The organism is Arthrobacter sp. 05T442 (genome assembly GCF_056395945.1).
This window is the reverse complement of record NZ_JBFTKM010000015.1, coordinates 46475-71479: the sequence shown is the minus strand read 5'-3', so window position 1 is coordinate 71479 and position 25005 is coordinate 46475. Positions and strand designations below refer to the sequence as shown.

The window sequence follows — 25005 nt, the reverse complement described above, 5'->3', positions numbered from 1 at the left end:
TAGCGTCGCGGCTACGGAGATGGTCCGTAACCTGGCTTGGCCAGGGCGTTCGCCGCCGAGATGCTCAAACGCGGCAAGCGCAGGGCAGGGGCCGCGGGAGCGTCCGCGGCGGAAGCGGCGTCGGCGGTCGTGGACACAAAGACCTGCAGGTACCTTCGCGATCTCGCTATGAGATGGCTCGGACATTTGCATGTCCTGAACGACCCGGCGTACATCAGATGGTTACCTGCAGGCGCTTTAAGCGTACGTCCGGCCGCCGGCCGTGACTAGGGGTCGAGGGCCTCTGGCCACAAACCGACCTCCAAGAAAGCGGCACCTCCGCCAAACGCGTAGAGTGGAACAAGACGCCTGATTCTGGACGCCGTGTGCCGAGGGAGAAATCGTGACGATTGACTGGGACGAAAAAAAGGCCCTGCTGCAGGAACCGAACATCGCCGCTGTGACGCAGCTTTGCGACGAACTCATGGAGAAGAAGCCGGGGTCCGTGGTCCCCTACATCGATCCGGTCCATGACGAGGACGAGTGCCGGATTGTCAGCCTCCATGTCAGCCCGGGCAAGGGCACCGAGTCGGGCTTCGTCTCCCATTTCAATGACGACGAAGCCGCCCGCCGTGCCACGTCCATCTACGAAGCCGCGGAGCTCGATCCCCGTTACGTGATGCCGTGGAATGCCTACCCGTGGGTCCGCGATCCCGAGCTTCCCTCCGCCCTCAACGTCCAGGAGAAGACGGACGGCCTCCGGCCCTTCCGCCAGTTCCTGAAGATCAACAAGCGCGTTTCCGCTGTGATCGCCCACGGCGCCGACGCTAATGCTTTCCTGACGCTCTTCGAGAAGACCTACCACTCCTCGCTGAAGAACCACGGCGTCAAAATCTACAAGGCCACTGCCCTTGGGGGCCGCGCTTTCGCCGTCTCGGCAGCGAAGCAGGACGAACTCCTCGCCAAGAACGTGGACGTCTACAAGGACGCCATGCAGCGGGCGGGCATCCAGCACCTCTGACCCTCGGCCGGTGATAAAACCCTCCTGCGGAACACCCGACGCCGGCACCTGCCGACGGCGCGATCTCACCCCTCCAGCAGCCTCCGCCGGTGCTTGAGTTCCTTGACCCAGTTCCTGGTCACCATCGCCGGGAACGGTGAGGCGCCGTCCTCGTTCGTGGCACCGAATGCCGTACCCGCCTCCAGGTCCGCCAGCAGCGGTCCGGACGCCTTCAGCCCGAGCTCCAGGACCTGGACCGCGGCCCGCTCGGTCAATCCCAGCCCGGCGGCCCACCCCAGGAAATGCCTCCGTGAGATCCCGGTGCGCTTGCCATCCAGCATGAGGGCGAGCGTTCTGTCCCCGTACACCACTGTGGAGGGGATGTCGTATACCGGGGCGATAGACCACTCCCCCGACGACTGTTGCACCATGGACACATTCTTGGCGTGCAGGTCGCCGTTTCCGCTGAGCCACGCGAACGCCGCCTGGATGGCCAGGTTCCGAAGCGCCGGCAGCCGCGCCGCACAATAAGCCGCCAGCGCCTGGCACACCCGCCCGTAGCCGACGTTGTATTTATCAGCGGGGTACAGCCCCAGCACTTGGGCCCCGTCCTCGACGGCGAGCCGCCGTACCGCGTTTGGCGCCCCTCCCGGATCGTATTCCGCAAGGGGAATACGATCAAAGCGCTCCACGAGCAGCCCCGGCCGGCCCGCGACGTCGCGAATAAGGTGCACACGGCTCAAGGGAATCCGCAGCCGGGCCGCGTAGCGGAACATTACGAACTCGTTCTCCACCACATGCGGGAACTCTGGCGCGTTGAGCTTGAGGATGTACCGCCGGCCCGCACTCGCCACCGGCATCGAAATCATACCGGCGGACAGCTTGTCCTGGACGCCCGCGAGCGCCACCGGGTCGATCAACCCCGAGTCTCCCAGCAGCGCGTCAAAGTCCACCGGCGTCTGCGCATCGAGCTCGACGGCGTGCTCGACCGGGTCCAGTTTTTCCCCGTGCCCGACGATCTGCACGTCGCCCACCGGGTTCGCCCCGGCGGCGATGAGCAGCGACAGTTCGTCATCCACGCTGGTCTTGACCGACCGGCGGAGCGCGTTCAGTCGTCGGCCTTCGGGCAACAGACCGGTGAAATACGGCGGGGCGGCGCCTGCGGCGCACAGCACCGGCTCCGCGGACAGCGGCAGGGAGCTCGCGACGGCGGGTCCGCCGGACGCCAGATAGTCCGGCAGGTAGGTGAACCTCGTGCCGCCGCCGTGCCGCTCCAGTCGCGCCGCCAGCACGCCGGCCTTGTAGATGTCCGCGATCCGGTGCCTCATGGCCGGGGTTCCTGGCTGTGTTCGGGTGCGCCGGCGAGTGCCCGGGCGGCCGGGCTCGTCCGGGTCCCCAGCTGGAGTTCGAGCCCGAGCGTCCCCAGGAGCGCAATCAACGAGTCCAGCTGCACGCTGCGCTTGCCCTGCTCAACGAACCGCACAAAGCGTTCAGAGACCCCGGCGAGCTCGGCCACGTCCCGTTGGCTCAGCCGAAGTGCCCCGCGGCGCGCGCGCACGCCGGCGGCCAGTTGATCCGCGAAAGACTCCGACATGGGGACCCCTTGGGATAGGAACGATCGTGCCGTTTTACGCCACTATCCAGTCTAGCCCCGCGGACGGGCGGTGAAAAAGGCAGATTCGGTACGTTCGTGCCGGGTTTGTCATGCCGGCATAGGGTCCAACGGCCCTCCACATACCGGCGACCCGCAACGAAGCTTGAGGGGACACCGGATCCGACGTCATCATCCCCTCGCGGGCCGCTGACCAGGCAGGGTGCTACAGCCCGTGCCGAAGGATCCGGGGCAACACAGTGAGCGGGGCCCTGCCAGCGGGGTCCGGGGAAGAGGAAGACCATGTCGGAGAACCGGGGCTCGAAATTGGCGATCATCGGCGCCGGCAGCGTCGGAACCTCCCTCGCCTACGCGGCACTTATCCGCGGATCGGCCGGGCACGTCGCCCTGTTCGACGTCAACGCGATCAAGGCGGAGGCCGAAGTGCTGGATCTCGCCCACGGGACTCAGTTTGCGGCCGCGGCCGCAACTGTCACAGGCGGCGGGGACATCTCTGCGACGGAAGGCGCCGACGTCGTCGTCATCACGGCCGGGGCAAAACAGGCGCCCGGCCAGACGCGCCTGGATCTTGCCGGCACGAACGTCCGCATCCTCGAAGCGCTCATGCCGCAACTGCTGATGCATGCCCCCGACGCCGTTTATGTGCTGGTCACTAACCCCTGCGATGTCCTGACGGTCGCCGCGCAGAAGATTTCCGGGCTGCCGCCGCAACGCATTTTCTCTTCGGGCACCGTGCTGGACACTTCCCGGCTCCGCTGGCTGCTGGCACGGCGTGCCGGCGTTTCGCTCGCTAGCGTCCACGCCAGCATGGTGGGCGAGCACGGCGACACCGAGTTCCCCGTCTGGTCCGGCGCCACCATCGGCCCGGTCCCCATCCGCAGCTGGCAGGCGGAGGGCGAACGGATCTTTACGCCCGGCTACCTGGCCGAGACCGCCAGGGAAGTGACGCAGGCAGCTTACAAGGTGATTGCCGGCAAGGGCGCGACCAACTACGCCATCGGGCTCTCCGGGGCGCGTATCGTCGAGGCCCTGCTGCGAGCGGAAAACGCGGTACTCCCGGTTTCCACCGTGCTGGACGGCCAATATGGAATCTCCGGTGTGGCGCTGTCCCTGCCGAGCATCGTGGGGAACGGCGGCGTCAGCAAAGTACTGGACACCCCGATGGACGAAGGCGAGCTGGCCTCCCTGCACCGCTCGGCGGAAACGCTGCAGCAGAGCCTGGCAACGCTGGGGATCTGAACAGGCGCCGTCACAGTTGACACTCAAGTGTGACCCGTGCCATGTTTTAAGGCATGAACCTGTCAGACAGCCGGACAGCCGGACAGCCTCTCGTCCGCCTCAGCGCGGCCGAGGCAGTATTCAATGTCCTTCGGTCCGACATCGAATCCGGCAAGCTCGGCGTCGGCGCCAAGCTGAGCTCCGAGGCCACGCTCGCACAGCAGTATGGCGTGAGCCGCTCCGTGGTCCGCGAGGCCTTGCGTTCGTGCACCGCGCTGGGCCTGACCGTCACGAGGACCGGGCGGGGCACGTTTGTCGTCGCCAACCACGTGGCCAAGGACCTGGTCCTTGGCCAGTACTCCGCACGCGACCTCACCGAGGCACGTCCCCACATCGAGGTTCCTGCCGCGGGGCTGGCCGCGGAGCGCCGTTCGCCCGAGGAACTGGAGACCATGCGGGACATCGTCGCCGCGATGACTGCCGAGGACGACCCCGAAGTGTGGGTGGGCCTGGACTCCAGTTTCCATGCATTGATCGCGCGGGCCAGCCGCAACAAAGTGTTTGAAAACGTCGTCGCGGACATCCGCGAGGCCCTGGCCCACCAGTCCGAGACCCTGAACATGGTGGCAGACCGCCAGCACGCCTCGGACGAGGAGCACCGGCGCATCCTGGCCGCCATCGAAGCCGGCGACGCGGCGACGGCGGGCATCGCCATGAGCCAGCACCTCCACGCCGTTGGTGTGGCCCTCGACTCGATTCTTAGCCCTTGACGGCAGGCGCCCTATGCCCCTGTCAGCAGCAGCCAACACCACCGCCAAAGGACGCAATGATTTTTCCTGCCCCCGCGCACATCCCGGCCCCGCTGGCCCCGGATCGGTTCCCGGCCCATGTACCGCTCGCGGTCCAGACCCGCGACGGCCTGGTGGAGAGTGTCCACTACGGCTCGGCAATCGCCACGGCAGCGGACGGCCGGATCCTCCTGGCCGCCGGCGAGCCCCTCGCCCCGTTCTACCCGCGCTCCGCCCTGAAGCCCCTGCAGGCCGTCGCCATGGTCCGCGCCGGTCTGGACCTTCCGGAGGAGCTCCTCGCCCTCGCGGCCGCCAGCCATTCCGGCGGCGCCGGCCACCGTGAGGGTGCGCGGCGCATCCTGGACCTGCATGGGCTGACCCCGGAGGATCTGGAGAACAGCACCGACCTCCCCTACGGCGCCCGTGAGCGCGAGGAATGGCTTGGCGGCGGCGGGCGGGCCAGCCAGCTGGCCCAGAACTGCTCGGGGAAACACGCCGCGATGGCTGCCACCTGCGTCGTCAACGGCTGGCCGGTGCGTGGTTACCTGGATCCGGCGCATCCGCTGCAGCAGCTGGTGGCGCGAACCGTCGTGGAGCTGACGGGCGAGGAACCGGAACGCACCTCCACTGACGGCTGCGGCACCCCACTCTTCGCCCTCACGCTGCGCGGCATGGCCCATGCGTTCGGCAACCTGGCCGCGGCGGCTGAATCCGGAAGCGGTGCAGAAGCGGCCGTCGCACGCGCCATGCGCCGGCACCCGCAGATGGTTGCGGGCGAGAACCGGGATGTCACTGAGCTGATGCGTCTGGTCCCGGGATTGCTGGCCAAGGACGGCTTCGAGGGCGTCCAGCTCGTGGGACTCCCCGATGGCCGCGCCGTCGCCGTGAAGATCTCCGACGGCGGGGACCGCGCCCGCATGCCCGTCACCGTGCGGTTGCTGGCCGCGCTCGACGTCGGCACCCCGCCCCTGGCGGGCCTCGCGGCGGCCCCTGTGCTGGGCGGCGGCCGGCCCGTCGGGCTGCTGCGGCCCACCGATTTCCTCGCTGCCGCCGAGACCTCCAACGCCCCCGACGCCCTGTAAGGACAGCCATGACCCCGATCGGCGAACACGCAGACTTCCGCACCGAACACGACCTCCTGGGCGACAGGGATGTTCCTGCCGCCGCGTACTGGGGCGTCCACACCCTCCGGGCAGTGGAGAACTTCCCCATCACCGGCCAGCCGCTCTCCTCGAACCTGTACCTGGTCCGCGGACTGGCCGCCGTGAAGCTGGCGGCCGCCCGCACCAACCGCGACCTCGGGCTCCTGGACAACGAGCGTGCGCAGGCCATCGAGGATGCGTGTGCGGACGTTCTGAACGGCAAGCTCAGCGATCAGTTCGTGGTGGACGTCATCCAGGGCGGCGCCGGAACGTCGTCGAACATGAACGCGAACGAAGTCATCGCCAACCGTGCGCTGGAGATCCTGGGCCGGCCCAAGGGTGATTACGCCAGCCTTCACCCGAATGACCACGTGAATCTCAGCCAGTCCACCAACGATGTCTACCCCACCGCCGTGAAGCTGGGCACCATCTTCGCCGCTCGGGAACTCCTGGCAGCCCTCGCCGAGCTGGAGGAGGCCTTCGCCGCCAAGGCCCTTGAGTTCCGGACCGTGGTGAAAATGGGCCGCACCCAGCTTCAGGACGCCGTCCCCATGACCCTGGGCCAGGAATTCGGCACCTACGCCGTCACCATCGGCGAGGACCGGCTCCGTCTTGCCGAGGCGGACCTGCTCATCCATGAAATCAACCTCGGCGCCACGGCAATCGGCACCGGCCTGAACGCCCCCGCCGGATACGCCGGGGCTGCGTGCCGGCACCTGGCCGAGATCACGGGCCTGCCGCTGGTCACCGCCGCCGACCTCATCGAGGCCACCCAGGACGTGGGCGCCTTCGTGCACCTCTCCGGCGTGCTCAAGCGCGTGGCCGTCAAGCTCTCCAAGATCTGCAACGACCTCCGGCTGCTCTCCTCCGGCCCGCGTGCGGGCTTCGGCGAAATAAACCTCCCCGCGGTGCAGTCGGGTTCCTCCATCATGCCCGGCAAGATCAACCCGGTGATCCCGGAAGTGGTCAGCCAAGTCGCCTACGAGGTCATCGGCAACGATGTCACCATCACCATGGCCGCCGAAGCCGGGCAGCTGCAGCTCAACGCCTTCGAACCCATTATCGTCCACACCCTTCACAAGAGCATCTCCCACCTGGAAGCTGCCTGCCGCACCCTCACGGCACGCTGCGTCCGGGGCATCACCGCCAACACCGAACGGCTCCGCCTCACCGTGGAGCAGTCAATCGGCCTGGTCACTGCCCTGAATCCCCACCTTGGCTACGCCACCGCAACCGCCATCGCCCAGGAAGCCCTCGCCACCGGCAAGGGCGTCGCCGAACTTGTGCTGGAACACGGACTGCTCACCGCTGAGCAGCTCGAGGACCTTCTCAGCCCGCAGCGCCTCGCGAACCTGAGCAAGTAAACAAAGGACTCTCATGACACAGCCCCAGCAGGACACTGCCCAAAAACAGGCACCCGCACAGACACCATCCATCACCGACCACACCATTCCGGCGCATGCGCATGCCTCGGAAGCAACGCTCCACCGGGAGGACCAGGGCTACCACAAGGGCCTCAAGCCACGGCAGGTCCAGATGATCGCCATCGGAGGCGCAATCGGCACCGGGCTCTTCATGGGCGCCGGCGGGCGCCTCGCCACGGCCGGCCCCGCGCTGATCATCAGCTACGCCATCTGCGGTTTCTTCGCCTTCATGATCCTTCGCGCGCTGGGCGAACTGGTGATGCACCGCCCGTCCTCAGGTTCGTTCGTCTCCTACGCCCGCGAATTCTTTGGTGAGAAGGCCGCCTTCGTCACCGGCTGGCTGTACTGGCTGAACTGGGCCATGACGGCGATCGTGGACATCACGGCCGTCGCGCTTTACATGAACTTCTTCAAGAAATACTGGGCCCCCATCGCGGATGTGCCGCAGTGGACGTGGGCGCTGACAGCCCTGATCCTGGTCCTCGGGCTGAACCTGGTCTCCGTCAGGGTCTTCGGTGAACTGGAGTTCTGGTTCGCGCTCATCAAAGTAGCGGCCCTGGTGACCTTCCTGCTGGTCGGCGTTTACTTCGTCATCTTCGGCACCCCCGTGGCTGGCCAGGAAGCGGGCTTCAGCCTGATCGCCGACAACGGCGGCATGTTCCCCAACGGTCTCCTGCCTGCCGTCGTGGTGATGCAGGGCGTGGTGTTCGCCTACGCCTCGATTGAATTGATCGGCACCGCAGCCGGCGAAACCGAAAACCCGGAAAAGATCATGCCCAAGGCCATCAACACGGTGATCGTGCGGATCGCTGTGTTCTACGTCGGCTCCCTGGTCCTGCTCTCCCTGCTCCTGCCGTACACCTCCTACAAGGCCGGCGAGAGCCCGTTCGTCACGTTCTTCGGCTCGATCGGGGTTGACGGGGTGGATGCCATCATGAACCTGGTGGTCCTGACCGCGGCACTGTCCTCGCTCAATGCCGGCCTGTACTCCACCGGCCGCATCATGCGGTCCATGTCCGTCACCGGCTCAGCCCCGAAGTTCGCGGCACACATGAACAAGGCCGGCGTCCCCTACGGCGGCATCGCGCTCACTGCGGCTGTGGCAGTCCTGGGGGTCGTGCTTAATGCCCTGGTCCCGGCCGAAGCGTTCGAAATCGTGCTAAACGTCGCCTCCCTTGGCATCATCAGCACCTGGGCAATGATCGTAATGTGCCAGATGCAGCTGGCACGGCTGGCCGCCCGCGGCGAACTGCTGCGTCCGGCGTTCCGGATGCCCGGGGCACCCGTCACCGGTTGGATCACGCTCGCGTTCCTGCTGACGGTCGTGGTCCTGATGGCCTTCGACTCCCCTGTCGGCACCTGGACCGTTGCCTCCCTGGTGGTGGTTATCCCGGCGCTGATGTTGGGCTGGCGCCTCTGCCGTGAGCGCGTCCTGGAGCTGGCCGCGGTCCGTGAGGGATACACCGGCCCCTCGCCGCTGGTAGCCAACCGCGCGGTACGGGCCGCCGCAGGTGACGAGGACTAGCTGTATTGACCGGGGAGGTTCCGTCCGTTGCGCTATGGCGGCGCCCCCGCCGTAACGCAACGTCCCCGCGCCCCCACGACCGGGCGGTTCGCATATGCTCAGCACACAAGCTCACACTGGCTCAGCGACGAACCACCCGGGAGAGACCACATGACCAACTGGCGGATCAGGGATTTCCACTCGGCCGATCTGGACGGCATCCTGCACCTGTGGGAATCTCTCAAGGCGACCAACGTGGAGCCCGTCTACGCGCTCTCCGAGGTCCTCGCCTCCTGCGAGAAGGACCACGCCGTCGTCGCTGTGCAGGGGGAACAGGTGGTGGGCGCAGCCGTCGGACGGGCCGCGCACGACCAGGGCTGGATTGTCTTCCTCGCCACCCTCCCCGAGTACCGCGGCCGGGGGATCGGCACCGCACTGCTGGCCGCCGTCGAGAACCGGATGGCCCCGCACGGGCTCAACAAGCTCTCCGCACTCATGCCGGAATCCGAGACCCGCGTGGAGGCCTTCCTCAGCCGCGGGTTCGTGCTCAAGAAGAACCTGCGCTACTTCGAACGTAAAATCCCGGTCCAGCGCCAGGAGCTTGAACCCCTGAGCCAGCTCGGCGGCCGCATCCTTGCCCGCGACCTCTGGGAAAACGTCGCGGGCATGCGCAACGAGAAGGAGCTCCTCGAACGGCGCCTCGTGCTCCCCCTGGCCGAGGCCGACCTTGCCGACGAGTACGGCGTGGTGCCCCCGCGCGCCGTCGTCCTGTTCGGTCCTCCCGGGACCGGCAAGACGACGTTCGCGAAGGCGATCGCGTCGCGCCTCGAGTGGCCGTTCGTTGAGGTTTTCCCGTCCCGCCTGGCCTCCGACCCGAAAGGCCTGGCGGGGGCGCTCCGCGAGACCTTCCTGGAGATCGCCGAGCTGGAGCACGCCGTTGTGTTCATCGACGAGGTCGAGGAGATCGCCTCCCAACGCTCGGGCGAACCGCCGTCGCCGCTGCAGGGCGTCACCAACGAGCTCCTCAAGATCATCCCCGCCTTCCGCGAACAGCCCGGCCGTCTCCTGGTCTGTGCCACCAACTTCATCCGCGCCCTGGATTCGGCCTTCCTGCGGCACGGACGGTTCGACTACGTCATCCCCATCGGCCTGCCCGACCGCCAGGCGCGCGAGGCCATGTGGCAGCGCTTCATCCCGGCCGCCGTGGTGGACGACGTCGACGTCGAGCTCCTGGTGGACCGCACCGAGGGATTCTCCCCCGCGGACATCGAGTACGCGGCCCGCCGCGCCTCCCAGCGGGCGCTGGAGAAGGCGGTCTACGACGACGGCGGAGCGGCCTCCGGGGGCGATGCCGCGCTCCGCGATGCCGTCCGGAAGGGCCCCGGGACCGATGATTACCTGGATGCCATCCGGGACACCCGGACGACGGTGAGCGAGGAAGTCCATCAGGAGTTCCTCGAGGACATCGACGCACTCGGCCGCGTCTAGCGTTGCCTGGATGCTGACGCGGGGAGGAAACTGTGGTCCTGTTCCTGACGATCGTGAGCGGCGTTGCCTGGACGGCGGTCTACGTCGACGCCATCCGGATCGGGTTCAGGGACAAGAGCTACGCCATTCCTGCCGCCGCGCTCGGCCTGAACTTCGGGTGGGAAACCATCTATGCCGCACGCTCGGTCGCCACCGGAATTACCGCCCAGGGCATCTTCAACATCACATGGGGCCTGGCCGACGTCGTGATTGTGTACACATTCCTGAAGTTCGGCAGATCCGAACTGCCGGCCTGGGTGACGCGGTCACACTTTATCGGCTGGGCGCTCCTGCTCGGAGTCACGTCCTTCGCCGTGCAGCTGCTGTTCGTTGGAGAGTTCGGCTGGGATAACGCGGCCCGCTATTCGGCCTTCCTCCAGAACCTCCTGATGTCCGGGCTGTTCATCGCCATGTTCGCAGCCCGCGGCGGAATGCGTGGGCAGTCCCTCCTGATCGGCCTGGCCAAGTGGATCGGGACCCTGGCTCCCATCATCGTCTTCGGCGTTTACCGGAATTCGCCGCTCATCCTGGGCATCGGGGTCCTTTGCAGCGTCTTCGATCTTTGCTATGTCGGGCTGCTGTGGCGGGCGCGAAGGTCCCGCGCGGCTACGCGAGAGTGACGACGATCTTGCCCTTGGCGCGGCCCTGTTCGAGCGCTGCGAAGGCCTCGGCGATTCTTTCAAACGGGAAGATGCTGTCCACGATCGGTTCCAGCTGCCCGTCCTCCACCAGGCCCCCGAGGATGCGCAAATCATCGCCGCTGGGGTGCATGAACAGGTACCGGTAGCCCGCGCGCGCCCTCCGGGCCCGGCGTCGGAGGCCCAGGCTCATCGCCCAGAAAACCGCTGTGATCCACGGCGGCGAACCCAGATCCTTCTTCGCCGTCAGCGGCTCCGGCACACCAGCGATCGAGACCACCCGACCGCCCGGTTTGATGATGCGGAAACAAGCCTTGAGCGTGGCGCCCCCAACCAGATCCAGCACGGCGTCATAGTCCTTCAGGACCCGGGTGAAATCTTCCCGGGTGTAGTCGACGACGTGATCCGCCCCCAGCCTCCGCACGAGAGCCTCCCCGCGGGGCGAGGCCGTCGTGGCCACCTCCGCCCCCAAATGCCTCGCGAGCTGGATCGCCAGCGTGCCCACGCCGCCGGCGCCGCCGGAAATGAACAACCGCGTGCCCTTGTGGACGCCAAGCTCATCGCGCAGCGACTGCAAGGCTGTCAGCCCGGCCAGCGGCAGCCCTGCTGCTTCGGCGAAGCCCAGCGACGCCGGCATCACTGCCGCCAGTTCCTGCTGCACGCACACGAACTCGGCGAACGCGCCGAGCCTGGCCTTGTCCACCCGGGCATAGACGCGGTCGCCGATGGCGAACCGGCTGGGCCCGGGGCCGACGGCGTCAACCGTGCCGGCGACTTCACTGCCGGCAACCACGGGCAGGCGGAACGGGTTGATGGCCCGGAGCGCGCCCTGGCGGATCTTGTAGTCCACCGGGTTCAGGCCTGCAGCTACCACCCGGATCCGGACCTCGCCTGGCCCGGGCTGCGGCTCGGGCACGTCCCGGAGTTCCAGGGCATCCGGGCCGCCGTAGCGGGTCAGCACAAAGGCGCGCACGGTCAGTCGTCCTGGGTCTCGACAGCCGCGACCACCGCGGACCCGCCCGCCTCGGACCCGCCCTCCGGTGAGTCATAGGACAGGTTCTCGTAGTCGGTGTCGTCGGCTTCGTCGAGCATGTCGTCCAGCTCATCCAGCAGCCACGGGTTGACGCGGGCGAGAATTTTCCGGGTCTCTTCGACGGGGACGGCCGCGTACAAGACGGGCCGGGCATCGTCGTAGCGCGTGACAGGCGGCTTGTCCGGCCACTTCTCTGCCAGCGCTTTGACGCGTTCCGGCAGGGAATTGTGCGCGTTGTCGGCAATTTTGACCAAGGTAGCGTCATGGTCCCCGGCGATGTACCGGATGCCGGCCTGGTAGTCGTCCGGGTTCTCGTGCAGGCGCTTCGTGACGCGCTCAATGATGTCCGCGGCCCGCTCGGAAACACCCATGTCCAGAAGCGCCTGCCGCGTCATGGGGGTGTCTTCGGCGATGTCGTGCAGGTAGCCGGCGATCCGGATGTCGTCGTCGAAATCCGCCAGGGCATCCCCGACGGCGAGCACGTGCTCGCGGTACGGCCGCTTGAGCTTGTCCTTCTGGCGGTTGTGGGCCACCTCGGCCAGGACCTTGGCTGTCTCCACGGTGAATCGGGGCTGGGGGCGTGCTGGTTCTGACATGGTTCCAGCCTACGCGCCGGGCGCGCCCAGGCCCGGCCAGACCCAGGGCTCCCGCGGCAGCGAGGCGGGGTCAAAGACGGCGATCGCATCAGCCAGCGGCCCGCCGGGCAGTCCGAGGGACGCCAGCAGCGCATCGCGCACGTGCTCCACAGACACGCCGGCCAGCGCCAGGTCCGCGAGCGTCACGGCGCCGTCGCGCTTCGCCAGCCGGGCACCCCGGGTGTTCACCACGAGCGGTACGTGGGCATATTCCGGCAATGGAATATCCAACAGCGACGCCAGATGGGCCTGCCGGGGCGTGGAGGGTAAGAGGTCGTCGCCACGGACCACCTGGTCTACGCCCTGCGCGGCGTCGTCGACCACCACCGCCAGGTTGTAGGCGGCGACGCCGTCGTTGCGGCGGAGCACGAAGTCGTCCACCACTCCGGTGTAGCTTCCGTGCAGCACGTCCTGCACAGTGGCCTCCTGCACGGAGGCGCGAAGCCGGATCGCTGCGGGACGGACGGACCGTTTGGCCTCGCGCTCGGCGGGGGTCAGCGTCCGGCACGTCCCCGGATACGCACCCTGCGGGGCGTGCGGCGCAGACGGTGCCTCCTGGATTTCGCGGCGGGTACAGAAACAGTCGTAGGTCAGGCCTGCTTCTCTCAGGCCGGCGATCGCCGCCGAATAGAGTGGCTCACGGTCCGTCTGGCGGACGACGCCGCCGTCCCAGTTCACGCCGATCGCCGCGAGATCGCGGAGCTGCTCCGCCTCGGCACCGGCCCGGGCGCGGTCCAGGTCCTCCACGCGCATCAGGAACCGCCGCCCCGTGGATCGGGCAAAGAGCCAGGCCAGGATGGCCGTCCGGAGGTTGCCCACGTGCAGTTCGCCGGAGGGACTGGGGGCGAAGCGGCCTGCTGACGTCATGGGACCAGCCTATGCGGCAGACAACAAGAGCCCCTCAGCTACCGATGACTTCGGAATCCGACGTCGGTGGCTCAGGGGCTCTTATCGTGTTTGCGGAGTGACGATGCGTGAACAAGTGCCAATCAGCGGCGGGTTCCGTGCGGGGAGCCTCATCCAGGGTCCGGGTGGTGTGCCGGGGTGCCTGTAGCCTTCGGGATCCGGCGGTAGCCTTTGTCCCTTTGTTGTCATCATTTGAGCAGAAGTCCTACAGTTGGTGCAACGCGCGCCCTTTACGCTGGTCAGTCTGACCAATCCCGGGCGTCCAGATAAACAGGAAGTGGTCATTTTGCAGGAACTCGACGCGACGGACCGGCGGATCCTCGCCGCGCTGGATGAAGACCCCCGGGTGCCGATCATGGTGCTGGCCCAGAAGTTGGGGCTGGCCCGCGGCACCGTGCAGTCGCGCCTGGAGCGGATGTCGGCGTCGGGCGCGCTCCGGCCAAACAGCAGCCGCGTGCTGCCGTCCGCCCTGGGCCGGGGGGTGGCCGCGTCGGTGAGCGCCGAGCTGGACCAGAGCCACCTCAATGAGGCCATCGCGGCCTTGCGGAACATCCCGGAAGTGCTCGAGTGCCATGCCCCGGCGGGCGACACGGACCTGCTGATCCGTGTGGTTGCCAGGAGCCCGGACGATCTCTACCGCGTCTCAGAGGAAATCAGGCTGTGCCCGGGGATTGTGCGCACGTCCACCAGCATGTTCCTGCGCGAGGTCATCCCTTACCGGACCACCGGACTGCTGGGCGCCTGAACGACGGGCCGGCACCGCCGTGCGCCACACTCAGACGGGCGGGCCGGCGTTCGCCTTCAGATTCTTCATCACCAGCGTCGACGTCAGCCGCTCCACGCCGGGCAGGGACGTCAGTTCGCTGTCGTAGAAGCGCTGGTAGGCCGGGAGGTCCTCGGCGATGACCTTCAGCAGGTAGTCCGGCGAGCCGAAGAGCCGCTGGGCCTCCACGATGTTCGGATTGTCCGCCACTCGGTTTTCGAAGATCTCCATGGTGGAGCGGTCAACCTGCCGCAAAGTCACGAACACGATCGCCTCAAACCCCAGCCCGACGGCGGCCGGATCGATGTCGGCCCGGTATCCCCGGATGACCCCGGAGGCTTCCAGATCCCGCAGCCTGCGGTGGCACGGAGCCACCGTCAGCCCGACCTTCGCCGCCAGGGCAGTGGCCGTCATGCGTCCGTCGATTTTGAGGTGGCGCAAAATATTCCTGTCAATGTGGTCTATCACGCAATAATCTTACCGACCTTTGGCGATTCTTCAGTAAATCAGGGAACACCTACCGCGCGGATTTGCATAGAGTTTCCCCTGTACCCGCCTGGAGGTACCGCATGTCAGGAGCCCGCCGTGAACCCCCAGCTTTTTGTCGCCTTCATGGTCGTTGCCGTCGCCCTGGCCTGCACCCCCGGCGTTGACTGGGCGTATTCGATTGCGGCCGGACTGAGGCAGCGCAGCTTCGTCCCCGCCGTCGCCGGACTTTGTGGCGGCTACGTCATCCACACCGCGCTCCTGGTCCTTGGCCTGGCCGCCCTGATTACCGGGGTGCCCGGTGTGCTCGGCTGGCTGACCGCTGCCGGCGCCCTCTACCTGCTCTGGCTCGGCTTCGGAACAGTCCGTTCGTGGCGCGGGGCCAGCTTCGACACCAGCACCGGTGACATCCCGGCCCCGGCGGCCGCCAGCCAGTTCCGGGCCTTCCTCCAGGGCATGGGGATCAGCGGGATAAACCCGAAGGGCCTGCTCTTCTTCATGGCCCTGGTGCCGCAGTTTGTCAGCCCCGAGGCGGCCCTTCCCGTTCCGGTCCAGTCCGGGCTGCTGGGTCTGACCTTTGTCCTGCTGGTGGCGGTCATCTACAGCTGCGTGGCGCTCCTGGCCCGGAAACTTCTCCATTCCCGGCCCGGGGCCGCCCGCCGGGTCACGCTTGCCAGCGGGATCATCATGCTCGTCCTGGGCACCGTGCTGCTCTCCGAACAGCTCGTTCCTGTCCTGGGCGCAGTCATCACCCACAGCTAGGGCCAAAACCTGCCTGCACCGGCTGCGTGGCCTACTTGCGCTGCATGTACCACTCGGTGAAGGACGAGGCCCGGCCGTCGGCCGTCAACTGGATGATCCACAGGTTGTCATAGCTGCGGCTATTGCCGCGGTAGGTGGTCAGGCCCTGCACGAAGGCACGTCCGCCGTCGACCCCCAGCAGCTTCCATTCGAAGGTCCAGTCATCGGGGTCGTCGCGCCCTGCCAGCCAGTGCTCAACGATTTGTTCGCGCCCGTTCCACGGTTCGGGCTCCTGCGGGCTCGTGGCGTAGACGGCGTCCTCAGTGAACAGCGCCCGGATGTCCTCCGGTTCGTTCGACCTCCACGCCGTGATGTAGTGCTGCATCCAGCGGGCTGCTGCATCTCTCATGCCTCGTTTGTACCCCTTGCGCCGGGGGCCCGCAAGGGTAGTGGATACGTGTATTGGCCCGCTGAGCTGGGACGGGAGTTCATCGGCCCAGGCCGTCAGCCGCCGTCGGCGCGGCCGTACTCGCGGTCCCACAATTCGTGCATTTCCGCATCCTTCCGGATGGCCTTCACCGTTTCCAATTCCGCAGGCTTCCGCCGCTGCCATTCCCTCGGGTTCAGGTTTTTGCGGCCCGCGTCCAGCAGGAGCAGTGCACGGTCCGTCAGGGCGTCGTTGCGCAGCGAATAGTCCGTCTTCCGGCGGCGCAGGACCTCCTGCAGCGCGGCGCGAGCGGTGCCGTAGTCCCCGAGTTTCCGCAGCGAGCGGGCGCGCACCAGCAACAGGGCCGCTGAGAGGTCGTCGGCGTTCAGCAGTCCGTCGGTGTCCGCCACCACCTCCGCGTCCCGTCCCAGCGCGGCCGCCAGGGAGCAGTGCGCCAGGGCCATGGGCAGCGACGGCGGCAAGCCGGTCAACGCCGCCAGCGCGGCCTCCGTCTGGCCGGTCTCCCGCAGCGAGTGGGACAGGGCCAGGAACACGGCCTCCTCGCTGAACAGGACCGGAACCTCGATCCGTTCGGCCACCTCCACCCGGGTGATCACGCCGGCAAGGTAGTCGGCGGCATAACGGTTGGCATCGTCGTCGTTCCGGAGGGACAGACCGCGCTGCAGCAGCTCGGAGGCCCGCAGGTGGCCGCCCTGCGAGTACGCCAGGAGCCCGGCCATGAGGGAGCAGAGCCCGGCCCAGCCGGGGTTCGCACGCGCCAGGGTGATCAGCCGGTCCGGATCGGTGGAGCCGAAAACGGCGCCATGCACGGCTTTGGCCGTCTTGCCGGGCATCCTGCCGGCCACTCTTCCGAGCTTGGGCACGCTGCCCTCCGCGGCAAGCGTGCCCCGGCTACGTCCGGCCAGCACTCCGGCAACCAGGCCGCCCACGCCCTCCGCGACTCCGCGCACGGGCGTCCGGACCACCACCTTGCGAAACGGAGTCAGGTCGCGGGTGTCGCGGTACAGGAGTCGGCGCGGGGATGCCGATTCTGGGGGTCCGGCGTTCATCCACCCATGCTAGTAGGCTCTGGGAATGGCTGACCTCAATGACGACTCGTCCTCCTCGAACACCTCAACCCCTTCAGGCGCCGGCCGCCCCGACGCGAAGGCGGCCGAGGTCAGCGACGACTTCATCCACCGGCGCCACGTGCTGGCGTCCGGACTTGAGTACACGACGACGACCGGTCGGCTCGTACTGCGCCGGGAGGAAGTGAAGGACGGGAAGGCGGACGGATTCAAGGCCAAGGCCGAGATCTTCGTGGTCAGCTACGTGGCGGACCCGGCGGCGCCAGCAGACGGCGCCGCCGAGAAGCCGGGCAGGGCCGCGGCGAGCCCGCGTCCGGTGGTATTCGCGTTCAACGGCGGCCCGGGCTCCTCCAGCGTGTGGCTGCACATGGGCCTGCTCGGGCCTCGGATGGTGGACAGCGGGGATATCGGCAACCTGACTCCGGCGCCTTACGGCGTCGTCGACAATCCGGAGACCATCCTGGAACACGCGGACCTCGTGATGATCGATCCGGTCAACACCGGCTTCTCCCGCGTCGTGGAGGGCGGCCCCGCGGAGGAGTTCCATGCTTTCGTCGAGGACCGGGACCTGGTGGCCGAGGTCATCCGGCTCTGGACCACCCGCAACAACCGCTGGCTCGCCCCCAAGTACCTTGTGGGCGAGTCCTACGGCACGCTGCGGGCAGTCGCTGTGGCCAAACGGCTGTTCGATGCCTACGGCATGTCGGTCAACGGCCTGGGCCTGATCTCCACCGTACTGAACCTGTCCACGCTGTACTTCCAGCCCGGCAATGACACCCCTTATGCCCTTCACATCCCCACCTACGCCGCGATTGCGCACTACCACGGACGCCATCCGGGCCGGGCACTCGCCGAGGTCGTCGCGGAAGCGGAGGCGTTCGCGGGGCGGGACCTTGGCTATGCGCTGAGCCAGGGGTCACGGCTCACTGCCGGGGAGCTCGACGGCGTCGTGGCCCGCCTCAGCGCCATCACCACCCTGGACGAGGGGTTCATCCGCCGGACCAACTTGCGCTGGACCTACGGCGAGTTCGCCGCGGAACTGCTGCGCGCGGAGGGCCTGACCGTGGGCAGGATCGACGGCCGGTTCACCCAGCGGCCGGACAACCGGCAGCTCTCCGAGGACTGGGACGACCCCTCGCTCAGGGCAATTAACGGGCCGTACGCCGCCGCGATCAACCACTACGTCCGGGCCGAACTCGGTTACGAGAACGATCTGCCCTACGAAATCCTGACAGGGCGGGTCCAGCCCTGGAGCTACAAGACCTTCGAAGGCGCCCCGGTGGACGTCAGCGCGGACCTGGAACGCCTGCTCGCGTACAACCCGGAGCTGCGCGTCCACGTGGATTACGGCTACCACGACGGGGCCACGCCGCACTTCGCGGCGGAGTATGTCTGGGCGCACATGGACCTGCCCCCGGAGGCGCTGGCACGCTTCACGCATCACTACCACGAGGCCGGCCACATGATGTACCTGAACCCGGAGGCGCGGCGGGCGCAACTGGGCGCACTGGCGGAGTTTGTGAGCGTCTAGGACCGGAGCGCATTCCTAGGCGGCAGCCCCCACCCAGAGGCCGATCACCCAGGTGCTCGCAGCGAGGCAAGCCAGCCCGAACTCGGCGATCATGCCCAGTCCGGTCGCCTTCAGCGCGGCCCAGCTGGAGGCCGCGGCGGTGCGCAGGACGCGGGTGCGCTGGAACTCGCTGAGCAGAAGCCCTGCGGCAAACCCTGCAAACAGCCCCACCACAGGGACGATGAACATGCCCACCACCCCCAGGACCAGTCCTGCGACGACGGAGCGGCCGGGGATGCTGTGTTGTTTGAGCTTCCGGCCGGTCAGGACGGCCCCGGCCGTCATCCCGGCAAGGACAAAGAGCATGCCGGTCCCGAACACCACCCAGCCGGTAATCCCGGCGCCGCCCCAGATGGCCCACGCCAGCAGGCTCAGCCCGATCAGGATGCTGCCCGGCAGGACGGGGAGGATGGTTCCCGCCACACCCGTCAGGATCGCCAGGCCGCAGAGCACCGTCACGACTGGATTCATGGCCCCAGTCTAGGGCGATCCCGAAACGGCGGCGGCGGCGTTCCCCCAAGGAAGCGCCGCCGCCGTCGTTCGGACCGGCCGACCAGCCGGCCGGCCGGTGGAGAGGCTACCCCGCTTCAACCGCCGCGGCGACGGCGGCGGAGACTGCCGGAGCCACGCGCGGGTCCAGCGGGCTGGGCACGATGTAGTCGGCGGACAGCTCGTCCTCGGCCAGCGCGGCGATGGCGCGGGCGGCTGCCAGCTTCATGGCCGGGGTGATCCGCCGGGCGCCGGCGTCGAGGGCGCCGCGGAAGATGCCGGGGAACGCCAGGACATTGTTGATCTGGTTCGGGAAGTCGCTGCGCCCGGTGGCGACGACGGCCGCGTACTTGCGCGCGACCTCCGGCAGGACTTCCGGGTCCGGGTTGGACAAGGCGAAGACGATGGAGCTGTGGTTCATGAGCTTGAGGTGTTCCTCCTCCAGCTTGGAGGAGGAGACCCCGATGAACACATCCGCCCCCAGCAGGGCCTCGCCCGGGCCGCCGCCGAGGCCGCGCGGGTTGCTGCGCTGGGCCATCTGGGCCTTCTTGCTGGCCGGGTCGGCGGCGATGTCCGCGCGGTCCCGGTTGATTACGCCGCGGGAGTCCAGCAGCACGACATCCCTGATGCCGGCGGTGAGGAGGATTTCCGCGACGGCGATGCCGGCCGCGCCGGCGCCGGAGATCACCACGCGCAGGCTTTCGAGGTCACGCCCGGTCACCTTGGCGGCCCCGGTCAGGGCAGCGAGGACCACGACGGCGGTGCCGTGCTGGTCGTCGTGCATGACCGGGCAGTCGAGCGCCTCGATGAGCTTTTCCTCCAGCTCGAAGCAGCGCGGGGCCGAGACGTCCTCCAGGTTGACGGCGCCGAAGCTCGGGCGGAGCCGGACCAGGGTCTCGACGATCTCGTCGACATCTTTGGTGTTGAGCACGAGCGGGATGGAGTCGAGCTCCCCGAAGGCCTTGAACAGCGCGGACTTGCCTTCCATCACGGGCAGCGAGGCGCTGGGGCCGATGTCGCCGAGGCCCAGGACGGCTGTGCCGTCGCTGACGACGACGACGAGGCGCTGGGCCCAGGTAAGGGTGCGGGCAAGCTCCGGGTTGGCGTGGATCGCGCGGCTGACCTGGGCCACACCCGGCGTGTACGCGATGGAAAGATCGCGCTTGCTGGCGAGCGGAACGGTGCCGGAAACCGAAAGCTTGCCGCCCTGGTGGGAGGCGAAGATTTCCTCGTCGCTGAGCACGGTTAGCGGCTCCGCGGGGGAGTTGGTGTCGGCGGGAATGATCGTTTCAGTGGACACGTCGTTGTCTCCTGGGGTTCGCCGTGGGCACACGGCTCATGGAAGCTCAAGCACGTCAGATGCTCAAGATGGTCTGGCGGGAACGTCGGTGGCGGCCCAAGGGTGGCGGGCCGGCGGTGAAGCTCCCGGAGGTGCTGGCTGCAGGCCGCTCCGGTTCTGCCATGGTAAGCAACGCTGATTGCCGGTTACGTTCCGGATGACACAAGCCGGGCGCAGGTAAAACGTTTCATCAGGTATCTAAGTGACACAGGTCACCGGAATTTCACGATGAAGGCTCCCGCCGGTCTAGACCAGTTACGCGGGTTGCCGCGCCCGCTGGAGCAGGGAGCAGGCCTTCTTGAGGTCCTCTTCCGCTTCAAACAGCGATAGCCGGCGGCAGCGGACCGCCTGGACCAGACCGGTAACTGTCAGCAGCAGGACGCGGGAGATGGCGGCGTCGCCGCTCACGCCCGTTACTGCCTTCTCCGCAGCGGAGTCGATCTCGCGCAGCAGCCGCGTCGTGTCCGTGTCCTTGGCGTAAACCGCGCGGTTCAGGCATTGCTCGACGGCGGGCTGCATGAGGCGCATGTGGAAGATCTCCATGACGACGCCGACCAGCGCGTGGGCCGGAACTTTGCCGGCGGCCGGCGAGCTGCCCGCGTGCAGTTCCCCCAACTGCTTGCGGTACAGCGCCAGCACCAGCTGGGTGGCCGAGGGAAAGTAGCGGTACAGCGTCCCCAGCGGGACATCGGCCTTGGCCGCCACCTCGGAGAGCACCACCGAGTCCAGGCCTTTACGGGCGAATCCGGCGGCAACCTCGAGGATCCGCGCGTAACGGAGCCGTTGCCGGGGCAGCGTGGGCGGAGGGGCCATCGGTGGAAGATCTGAGTAAAATTCAGGCATCAGCAGCGTTCCGGGGGTCGTTTTTCTCGGCAGCCGGGAGAGATCCCCCACAGCGCTGCCGCGGCAATTCCCGTCCACTATACGCCACGGGGTTGGGCGCTCCGCCAGTCAAAAGGGGACCCCGAAGCCGCCCGCCCAGGACCGCAGCAGCTCAGTCGACGGCCTTGATTTTGACCACGAAGACGGCGCCAAGGAGTCCGATGGCGGCGGCTGCCACATACAGCGACACGTAGCCTCCCCACAGGGTCACGAACGGGAACGCGATGAGCGGCGCGAGCACCTGGGGCAGGGAATTGGCGACGTTGATGACGCCCAGGTCCTTGCCACGGTTCAGCGCGGTGGGCAACACTTCCGTGATGAGCGCGAAGTCCACCGCGAGGTAGCAGCCGAAGCCGATGCCGAGCACCGAGGCGCCAATCAGGGCACCCGCCCAGGTCGGGGCGAAGGCGAGAATGAGCGAGGCCGCGGCGATGACGGCGGAGGAGAGGATGACCAGCGGTTTCCGCCTGCCCATGCGGTCACTTAGCGGGCCGCCGATCACGCTGGTGATGATCACCATGACCGCGTACAGGCCCGTAAGGATCAGCACCCCGAACTCGGGCTCGATCCCCTGGGTCTCATGAATATGGACTGCGTCCTTGAGAAAGAACAGGAGGTACAGGGTCACCATGTGGTTGCCGATGTTCACCAGCAGCCGGGTCAGCCAGGCCCACGCGAAGTCCGGATGGAGCGCCGGGGAAATCCAGAAGCCCTTCACCATGGCGGCCAGGCTGAACGGCGGACGCGCGTCCGGGGGCAGCGGGACGTCGTCGTTCCTGAAGAAATAGAGTACGACTCCGGCGAGCAGCGCCGCGGCGCAGACCAGGTAGCCGGCGGCGAAATTCCCTGTGACGGCGGCGGCGATCACCGCGCCTATCAGGATCCCGGCCGTCTGGCCCATGGCTGCGAGACCCCCCACTGTGCCGCGCTGCCGCACCGGCACCCGGTCCGGTATGGCGGCGGTGATGGCCGCGTACGCGCCGTTGCAGCCTGCCTGCACAATGCACCAGAGCAGCGTCATGACGGCGACATTCGGCGCCCCGGCCAGCGCGATCAGGGCCGCCGCACCAAGGACGGCACCGAAGAGCACCCACGGCACCCTCCGGCCGTGGCGCGATGTGGTCCGGTCGCTGAACGCACCGAACACGGGGTTGGCCACCAGCGAGACGGCGGCGCCCGCGCCGGTCACGAGGGCGAGGATGGCCTCCTTGTCCGGTTCGCTGAAGGCGGCTGCCTGCTGGCCGAGGAGGACCTGGATCGGGCCGAAGAACGCCGCATTGATACCGACGTTGACCAGCACCACCCCCGCGGTCCAGACCGGACGGACGCTGCGTTGCGGTTCGGCGAGCGCAGGCTCATGCGCTTCGGAACCCGCGCCCAGTCCGACGGCGGCTGGTCCAGTGCGTTCTCCGCCGTGCCTCCCGCTGATGTCAGGGTCCGGCGCTGCGGCGGGCGTATCGGGCAGGCTCATGTGGTTCCCCCGGAACGGACGGTCAGGCAGATGGATCAGAGTGTGGCCAGACTATCGTGGGATTTCCTCTTCAGTGCCATGGCCCAGTCTCCTGATACGAGACAGGATGCCCCGGGCATTGCAGCTGCCGGCCAAGCGGAGCGGTTCTTTCCGTTTTTGTTTCGCCATCTGATGATGGGCGATGGCCAGCTTTCTCGGGCGCGACTCGTAAGGCCCGGAGAGACGTAAAACGTCAAAGGGGTGAGTGCGCACCGCGCTTAGCGAAACGGCCCAAAGGCCGTTAAGCACCGAAACACCCTCTCCGCCGGCTGTTTCACCCGATAACGGATAATACGTCAAGCTAGGGCACGCCAGGGCTAAGCGGAAGTGAAGCGTCCGGCCGCAACTGGTTCTCCGAAGAGTAGCCGACCTGGGCCCGCCACCAGGGGGTCTCCACGAAGCCACGTTTGAGGAACAATAGTTCCATCGACGCGCTCCATCCCTGCACGCCATCTAAAGTGGAAAGAGTAGACGTGATGAACTTGTAGAGGTCCGCTGTCGAGGGCGTAATTATTTCACAGAACAGTGAGTTGTCATCGAGGGTGGCTGCCAGATAGCGGACGGCAGGGTATTTGCAAAGCTCTTCGGCTACCGCTTCCAGCCGGGACGGGTCCGCCTTGACGATCAGCAGTGTCTCGGCGCCCATTCCGAGGGCGGGCGCCGGAACCAACGTGAGAATGTCGAGGCAGCGGTTGGCCCGCATTTTTTCAAAGCGCCGCCGCACGCTGCTCTCATTCATACCTAAACCGTCGGCGACAGACTGAAAGGTCAGGCGCCCGTCGTCACGCAGCCCCGCGAGGATATCCCAATCCGCGGCGTCGAAATGGCCGGGCTCGCACAAATCGGGATCCACGAGGGCCATTGACCCTACTTCCTCCACCGGAAGATCCATCGTCTCTGCGAAAAGCTGCCGACCCCAATCATGCCTGACCTTGTAGACGTGAAGGATCAGATCGCTGCGCCACCGCTTGATGCCTTCGATCGACTGCAGCTGCTGGATCAGTTGCGGATAGTGCGTCGCTCCGCCCCGTACCGTCAGCTCCGCAATGATGTCGAAGCGGCCTGTCACCAAGGTTACGAACCGTACATCCTGGTGCCTGACCAAGGTGGCCGCGACTGCCAGCTGGGTTCCCGGTTTGCAGTTGATCCGGATCAGGAAGGAATCCACCTCGCCGGCGCTACCTAGAGCAGGAACGACGGCGACCCGTACGACACCGTCGGCAAGGAGCTGCTGTCCTCGCCTAGCGACGGTAGCGACGGAACTCTGGACGATGTCAGCGATGGCCGTCCAGCTCGCCCGGCCATCGCGTTGCATGGCCACGATAATTCGCCGATCCAGATCATCGAGGGCGTCAAGGTTCCTCATCAATGGTTCTCTGTCTGGGTCCGGCCCTGAGGAGGACAAACTTCGTGTAGGAAGTCCCGCACCGTTGCCGTCCACGCTTCCGCCTCCTCGATCTGGGGTGAGTGTCCCGACTTCTCGAAAACAGCAAGCGTGGAATTGGGTATGAGCTCCGCGATGATTTCACTGCATGCCACTGGCGTTATCCAGTCCACCCTTCCTACAGTGATAAGAGTGGGAGCCGTCACCTTAGGAAGGTCGGCCTTTAAGTCGTACTTGGGCAAATTTTGCGAGAAGGCATAATTATGTGCCTGGAAACGGTACGGGGTTGCGGCCACCTTCTTTTCGACCGCCGACGGGTCGTAGTTGAAGTCATAAAGGGGCAGGATCTCGCGCCAACAGTCACGGAGGTCCCCGTCGTCCCAGACGCGTCCCTGGTCGATCCGGTCGAATTTTTCCATGTCGACCCTGACGCGGTCGGAAGCCAGGGCATTTTTCCGGGCTACCCCTGCGTTGGAGTTATCGGGCGAGGTGTCGCGGAGAACCAGGGCACTGACCCGTTCCGGATACCGGACTGCGTACTCCATGGACATAAAGCCGCCGTACGAGCCACCAGCCATGATGATTGTCTGCGCACCAATCCACTCCCGCAGTCCATCTATATCGGCTGCCCATTGTTCGTGGCTCATGGGGCCGTTTCCTTCACTTTGGCCGGATCCTCGAGCATCGAACACCACGACGCAGTATTCATCAGCCAGCCGGCCGAAGCTCGCCCTCGGCTCGGCGCGTGAGCCCAGCCCTGGCGCGCCGTGGTGGGTGATGATCACGGGGGCGCCTTCGGGCCCAAGCACTTCAACCGCCAGCCGGTTTCCGTTGATCTCCACCATCTGGGCGGGTGACGTCGCAGCCGAAAATTCCGGCGAAACTTCCAACGCTGAGCTCTCGGACATTCTTCTCCTCCA

At 66.9% G+C, this 25005-nt stretch carries 25 protein-coding genes; 11 read left to right on the top strand and 14 right to left on the bottom strand.

Annotated elements, in window-relative coordinates; all coding sequences use genetic code 11:
• The first annotated feature begins 382 nt into the window (after positions 1-382).
• Positions 383-1000, top strand: coding sequence for a uracil-DNA glycosylase family protein (locus AC1DES_RS14400; protein ID WP_476896391.1), 618 nt, complete (start codon positions 383-385; stop codon positions 998-1000).
• A gap of 65 nt (positions 1001-1065) precedes the next feature.
• On the opposite strand, the gene AC1DES_RS14395 is transcribed toward AC1DES_RS14400, so the two are convergent.
• Both AC1DES_RS14395 and AC1DES_RS14390 read right to left on the bottom strand, forming a co-directional pair.
• A complete protein-coding gene (locus AC1DES_RS14395; protein WP_476896390.1) occupies positions 1066-2307 on the bottom strand; it encodes a type II toxin-antitoxin system HipA family toxin in 1242 nt (413 codons plus the stop codon).
• Entirely contained in the window at positions 2304-2573 is a 270-nt protein-coding gene (locus AC1DES_RS14390) for a type II toxin-antitoxin system Y4mF family antitoxin (RefSeq protein WP_476896389.1), read from the bottom strand. The genes AC1DES_RS14395 and AC1DES_RS14390 overlap by 4 nt, the downstream gene beginning before the upstream one ends.
• Before the next feature lie 300 nt (positions 2574-2873).
• Between AC1DES_RS14390 and AC1DES_RS14385 the strand changes: the two genes are divergently transcribed.
• From AC1DES_RS14385 to AC1DES_RS14355, 7 genes are all read left to right on the top strand, one after another.
• Positions 2874-3830, top strand: coding sequence for an L-lactate dehydrogenase (locus tag AC1DES_RS14385; RefSeq protein WP_476896388.1), 957 nt, complete (start codon positions 2874-2876; stop codon positions 3828-3830).
• A 53-nt stretch (positions 3831-3883) separates the two neighbouring features.
• Entirely contained in the window at positions 3884-4579 is a 696-nt protein-coding gene (locus tag AC1DES_RS14380) for a FadR/GntR family transcriptional regulator (RefSeq protein WP_476896387.1), read from the top strand.
• Positions 4580-4635: 56 nt separating this feature from the next.
• Positions 4636-5679, top strand: a complete 1044-nt coding sequence (locus tag AC1DES_RS14375; protein WP_476896386.1) for an asparaginase — start codon at positions 4636-4638, stop codon at positions 5677-5679.
• Between the two features lie 8 nt (positions 5680-5687).
• Entirely contained in the window at positions 5688-7103 is a 1416-nt protein-coding gene (locus AC1DES_RS14370) for an aspartate ammonia-lyase (RefSeq protein ID WP_476896385.1), read from the top strand.
• A gap of 13 nt (positions 7104-7116) precedes the next feature.
• On the top strand, positions 7117-8688 hold the full coding sequence (locus AC1DES_RS14365; RefSeq protein ID WP_476896384.1) for an amino acid permease: 1572 nt from the start codon (positions 7117-7119) through the stop codon (positions 8686-8688).
• Between the two features lie 150 nt (positions 8689-8838).
• Positions 8839-10155: an ATP-binding protein gene (locus AC1DES_RS14360; protein WP_476896383.1), complete on the top strand. Its 1317-nt coding sequence runs from the start codon at positions 8839-8841 to the stop codon at positions 10153-10155.
• A 32-nt stretch (positions 10156-10187) separates the two neighbouring features.
• Positions 10188-10814, top strand: a complete 627-nt coding sequence (locus AC1DES_RS14355; RefSeq protein ID WP_476896382.1) for a transmembrane-type terpene cyclase — start codon at positions 10188-10190, stop codon at positions 10812-10814.
• On the opposite strand, the gene AC1DES_RS14350 is transcribed toward AC1DES_RS14355, so the two are convergent.
• The 3 genes from AC1DES_RS14350 to gluQRS are packed head-to-tail and all read right to left on the bottom strand — an operon-like array spanning position 10801 to position 13367.
• Positions 10801-11805, bottom strand: coding sequence for an NADP-dependent oxidoreductase (locus AC1DES_RS14350; RefSeq protein ID WP_476896381.1), 1005 nt, complete (start codon positions 11803-11805; stop codon positions 10801-10803). The genes AC1DES_RS14355 and AC1DES_RS14350 overlap by 14 nt on opposite strands.
• 2 nt (positions 11806-11807) lie before the next feature.
• A complete protein-coding gene (locus tag AC1DES_RS14345; RefSeq protein WP_476896380.1) occupies positions 11808-12461 on the bottom strand; it encodes an HD domain-containing protein in 654 nt (217 codons plus the stop codon).
• Between the two features lie 9 nt (positions 12462-12470).
• Positions 12471-13367 carry a tRNA glutamyl-Q(34) synthetase GluQRS gene (gene gluQRS, locus AC1DES_RS14340; protein ID WP_476896379.1) on the bottom strand — a complete coding sequence of 299 codons (897 nt, stop codon included), beginning with the start codon at positions 13365-13367 and terminating at the stop codon, positions 12471-12473.
• Between the two features lie 325 nt (positions 13368-13692).
• Here gluQRS and AC1DES_RS14335 point away from each other — a divergent pair, with 325 nt between their 5' ends.
• The gene (locus tag AC1DES_RS14335) at positions 13693-14151 is read left to right on the top strand and encodes an Lrp/AsnC family transcriptional regulator (RefSeq protein ID WP_476896419.1); all 459 of its coding nucleotides are present in this window, start codon (positions 13693-13695) and stop codon (positions 14149-14151) included.
• Between the two features lie 30 nt (positions 14152-14181).
• On the opposite strand, the gene AC1DES_RS14330 is transcribed toward AC1DES_RS14335, so the two are convergent.
• On the bottom strand, positions 14182-14637 hold the full coding sequence (locus AC1DES_RS14330; RefSeq protein WP_476896378.1) for an Lrp/AsnC family transcriptional regulator: 456 nt from the start codon (positions 14635-14637) through the stop codon (positions 14182-14184).
• A 117-nt stretch (positions 14638-14754) separates the two neighbouring features.
• Between AC1DES_RS14330 and AC1DES_RS14325 the strand changes: the two genes are divergently transcribed.
• Positions 14755-15417: a LysE family translocator gene (locus AC1DES_RS14325; RefSeq protein WP_476896377.1), complete on the top strand. Its 663-nt coding sequence runs from the start codon at positions 14755-14757 to the stop codon at positions 15415-15417.
• A 31-nt stretch (positions 15418-15448) separates the two neighbouring features.
• On the opposite strand, the gene AC1DES_RS14320 is transcribed toward AC1DES_RS14325, so the two are convergent.
• Both AC1DES_RS14320 and AC1DES_RS14315 read right to left on the bottom strand, forming a co-directional pair.
• Entirely contained in the window at positions 15449-15805 is a 357-nt protein-coding gene (locus AC1DES_RS14320; RefSeq protein WP_476896376.1) for a nuclear transport factor 2 family protein, read from the bottom strand.
• Positions 15806-15900: 95 nt separating this feature from the next.
• The gene (locus AC1DES_RS14315; RefSeq protein ID WP_476896375.1) at positions 15901-16893 is read right to left on the bottom strand and encodes a tetratricopeptide repeat protein; all 993 of its coding nucleotides are present in this window, start codon (positions 16891-16893) and stop codon (positions 15901-15903) included.
• 25 nt (positions 16894-16918) lie between these two features.
• Between AC1DES_RS14315 and AC1DES_RS14310 the strand changes: the two genes are divergently transcribed.
• The gene (locus tag AC1DES_RS14310) at positions 16919-18442 is read left to right on the top strand and encodes a S10 family peptidase (RefSeq protein WP_476896374.1); all 1524 of its coding nucleotides are present in this window, start codon (positions 16919-16921) and stop codon (positions 18440-18442) included.
• A gap of 15 nt (positions 18443-18457) precedes the next feature.
• Here the strand turns inward: AC1DES_RS14310 and AC1DES_RS14305 are convergent, their stop codons facing one another.
• From AC1DES_RS14305 to AC1DES_RS14280, 6 genes are all read right to left on the bottom strand, one after another.
• Positions 18458-18952 (bottom strand): DUF456 domain-containing protein, encoded by a 495-nt coding sequence (locus tag AC1DES_RS14305; protein WP_476896373.1) that lies wholly within the window; start codon positions 18950-18952, stop codon positions 18458-18460.
• Between the two features lie 106 nt (positions 18953-19058).
• On the bottom strand, positions 19059-20270 hold the full coding sequence (locus AC1DES_RS14300; protein WP_476896372.1) for an NAD(P)-dependent malic enzyme: 1212 nt from the start codon (positions 20268-20270) through the stop codon (positions 19059-19061).
• Positions 20271-20564: 294 nt separating this feature from the next.
• On the bottom strand, positions 20565-21152 hold the full coding sequence (locus AC1DES_RS14295) for a TetR/AcrR family transcriptional regulator (RefSeq protein ID WP_476896371.1): 588 nt from the start codon (positions 21150-21152) through the stop codon (positions 20565-20567).
• A gap of 151 nt (positions 21153-21303) precedes the next feature.
• The gene (locus AC1DES_RS14290) at positions 21304-22662 is read right to left on the bottom strand and encodes an MFS transporter (protein ID WP_476896370.1); all 1359 of its coding nucleotides are present in this window, start codon (positions 22660-22662) and stop codon (positions 21304-21306) included.
• Between the two features lie 340 nt (positions 22663-23002).
• Positions 23003-24067, bottom strand: a complete 1065-nt coding sequence (locus AC1DES_RS14285; protein WP_476896369.1) for an Lrp/AsnC family transcriptional regulator — start codon at positions 24065-24067, stop codon at positions 23003-23005.
• Positions 24067-24993, bottom strand: coding sequence for an alpha/beta fold hydrolase (locus AC1DES_RS14280; protein ID WP_476896368.1), 927 nt, complete (start codon positions 24991-24993; stop codon positions 24067-24069). The genes AC1DES_RS14285 and AC1DES_RS14280 overlap by 1 nt, the downstream gene beginning before the upstream one ends.
• Between the last annotated feature and the right edge of the window lie 12 nt (positions 24994-25005).